Annotated in this window: 1 protein-coding gene and 1 pseudogene; one reads left to right on the top strand and one right to left on the bottom strand. The window is 66.7% G+C overall.

Annotation, left to right across the window (positions count from 1 at the left end; translation table 11 throughout):
• Positions 1 to 362: pseudogene (locus ACVNF4_RS34530) on the bottom strand (ABC-three component system protein); the annotation flags it as partial.
• A 592-nt stretch (positions 363 to 954) separates the two neighbouring features.
• Between ACVNF4_RS34530 and ACVNF4_RS34525 the strand changes: the two are divergent.
• A complete protein-coding gene (locus ACVNF4_RS34525) occupies positions 955 to 2,451 on the top strand; it encodes a restriction endonuclease (RefSeq protein WP_461806811.1) in 1,497 nt (498 codons plus the stop codon).
• Positions 2,452 to 2,817 lie beyond the last annotated feature (366 nt).

The raw sequence follows: 2,817 nt of genomic DNA, 5'->3' as shown, positions 1-2,817 counted from the left end.
ACCTCCCTGGCAGCAACAGCACGACAGGCCACAACTCCCACGGGATCGCCAACCCTACGCCTGACCAGCGGAAACACAGTCCTCAAGTCCGGAAAGACAACAGCTTCTGAGGGGTCGGAGAGGTTCTTCAGGGCGTCGATCCATGAGGCGACGGAGCGCCAGAAATCTTTGCCGGTCTCGCTCAGCGGGCCAGCTGCTTCACGGTGTTTGGACTGCAGGAGCTCCAGCGGTGTGTTGTCCTGCGGACTCAGGAACTCGATATCGTCGAGGAGTTCCATGCGCACTTCGATGGTGGCGTCCTGCCAACTGTGCCGGGCCAGCTCCAGCAAGGCCAGTTCGCACTGGTAGAGGTACCCGGTCATCTGCCCTGCCGCCGAGTGCGACCCTGCTTGCGCCACGTTCCCCACTACTGCTCGTGCCTGCTTGAGCAGCGCAAGTCCCGCCTCTGACCGGTCAGTCGGGTGGACACGGCTTCTGGTATGCCGTCCTTGCCGCCCGGGATCAGTCTCGCCGCTCCCCCTGCGGGACAAAATAGCACCCACCGCACAGGCCTCTACACTCTCCGGAGAACCACGCGCAGTCACCTCCGAGTGGGACCGGCGCTCTTACGGGCGGCCAGGCGCGTGTGGGGGGCTGGGCGTGGCGAGGCCGGCTGGAGCAAGGCCCGGCCCGCTACAGCTCGTGACGTGCGCCGGGCCAGACCGTCCGGCACAGGAAACCGGGGGTATCGCGCGTCGGGCCCGGCTGAGTCCCAAAGCATCAGCGTCAAGGCGTCGGCGCTGTGCTCCAGGAACTCGCCGACGACTTCGGCTGTCCGCGACGGTGCGAGCGAAAGCAGTCATGTTCCGAGCGAGTCAGGCCATGGGCCGGCCCGTGAGATTGCTCTGCCTCTGTCGGGGGCAGCTGTTGTGTTTTGACCTGTGGTGGGGGCGGCAAATGGCGCGTAGGAAGTCCTTGGCGGCGCAGTTGTTGCAGGCGTATCGGGACAGCCAGAAGGCGAAGGCCGCAGCCGCGAGGCTGGCTGAGGCGGAGCTGGCACGTCAGGCGCGGGCCGCGGAGCGTGAGGCCGCGGAGCGGGCCAAGAAGGAAGCACGGCGGGAACGCGAGCAGGCGCAGGCGTGGACGCGGGCGCAGAAGGAGAAGCAGGCGCAGCAGAGTGCTGAGTCGCGTAGGGCCGAGCAGATCGTGCGGGATCTTGAGAAGCGTCAGGCGGCGCGGGCGAGAGAACTCGAGCAGAAACGTCGTGCTGAGGCCCGTGAGAAGGCTGCGGCGGAACGGCGTGCGAAGCAGGAGAGCGCTGAGAGTCTGCGCCGGGAGGCTGCAGGCCGGACGGCCGAGGTCGAAGAGCGGCTCGAGGTGCTGACTGCGGTTCTGCGCGCCCGCCCCGGTGGGCTGCACGGGCTGCGGCTGCAGGCGGAGCAGGCGCTCGGTGAAGGAGATCTGGAAGGGTTCGCGGTCGGGGTGGAGAGGGCGCTGGGCTCCATCGGCTATCCGGAAGGACTCGGCGGTGCCCGGCGGGCGGCGTTCGCTCCGGAGTCTCGCGAGCTGATTTTGGAGATCGAGTTGCCGGCCCAGGCGGTGGTTCCTCCGGTCACGCAGTACCGGTTCAAGGCCTCCGCTCCCCCGGCCGTGGTCCCACAGCCACGGAAGGAGAATGAGTGCAAGGCGTTGTACAGGGATCTGGTGGCCAGACTCGCGCTGCGGGCGATCGACGACGCCTTCGCCGTCACACCGCCGTCACTCGTGGACGGAGTTGCCTTCAACGGGAAAGTCCGCGCCAAGGACCGTGCCACCGGCAAGGCGATCGAGCCATGTCTGATCAGTGTGCGGGTCAGCCGGGAGACTTTTACTGAGCTCGTGCTGGACGAGCCCGAACTCGACCCGGTGGCAAGCCTGCACTATCTGAACGCGATCGTCTCCCAGCACCCCTATGACCTTGAGCCGGTTCCGCCTGTCGTCACATTCGACCTGACCCGGTACAAGATCGCCCCGGAGCGGGATGTCGTCGCCGGCCTCGACAGCCGGCCCGACCTCGTCGCGATGGACCCGATCGACTTCGAGCACCTCATCCGGCGGCTATTCGAGAAGATCGGGCTCAAGTCGTGGGTCACCCAGGCATCCCGGGATGACGGCATCGACGCTGTCGCGGTCAACGAGGAACCCCTCATCGGCGGGCTGTGCATCATCCAGGCCAAGCGCACGAAGAACGTGGTCTCCGCCGAGACGGTGCGGTCGGTCGCGGGAATCGTGAACGACAAGAGTGCTTCGAAGGGCATCGTGGTCACCACCGCGTGGTTCGGCAAGGCTAGCTGGGACTTCGCGCCCCGCAACCGCGTCGAGCTCATCGACGGCCGGCATCTCAAAGCGCTGCTGCTGGAACATCTCGGCATCGACGCTCTGATCGGCCTGCCCAAGCTCCCGCCCGGCTGGCAGACACGCGACCTGAGCTGAGGCGCTGTCGTGTCCCTTCGGGCCGGTGCGCTGTTGGAGACAACAATCCGACACGAGAGGAACGAGCACGTCGTACGGGTACGGCAGCGAGCCTGACCGGCGATTGACAGGCTCGGCGACGAGCCGAGGAAACAGCAAGATCGGCCACTGGCGAGGCCGCGCCCCACAGAGCGGCCCAGGCTCTCGGCCGACGTGTGCAGCAGCGAGCAGCACCTCCTCGCCAGCGCCCATTCCTACGTCAAAGCGCTTAGAAGCTGTTGTCTTTCCGGGCGTGATCGGTGCGTTTCCGCTGGTCGGGGATAGGAGTGGTGGTTCCGTGGGAGTGGTGGCCTGTCGGGTCGTCGTTCCCCGGGAGGTCGCGGATGC

This window comes from Streptomyces sp. S6 (genome assembly GCF_054880855.1).
This window is presented reverse-complemented; position numbering and strand designations above follow the sequence as displayed.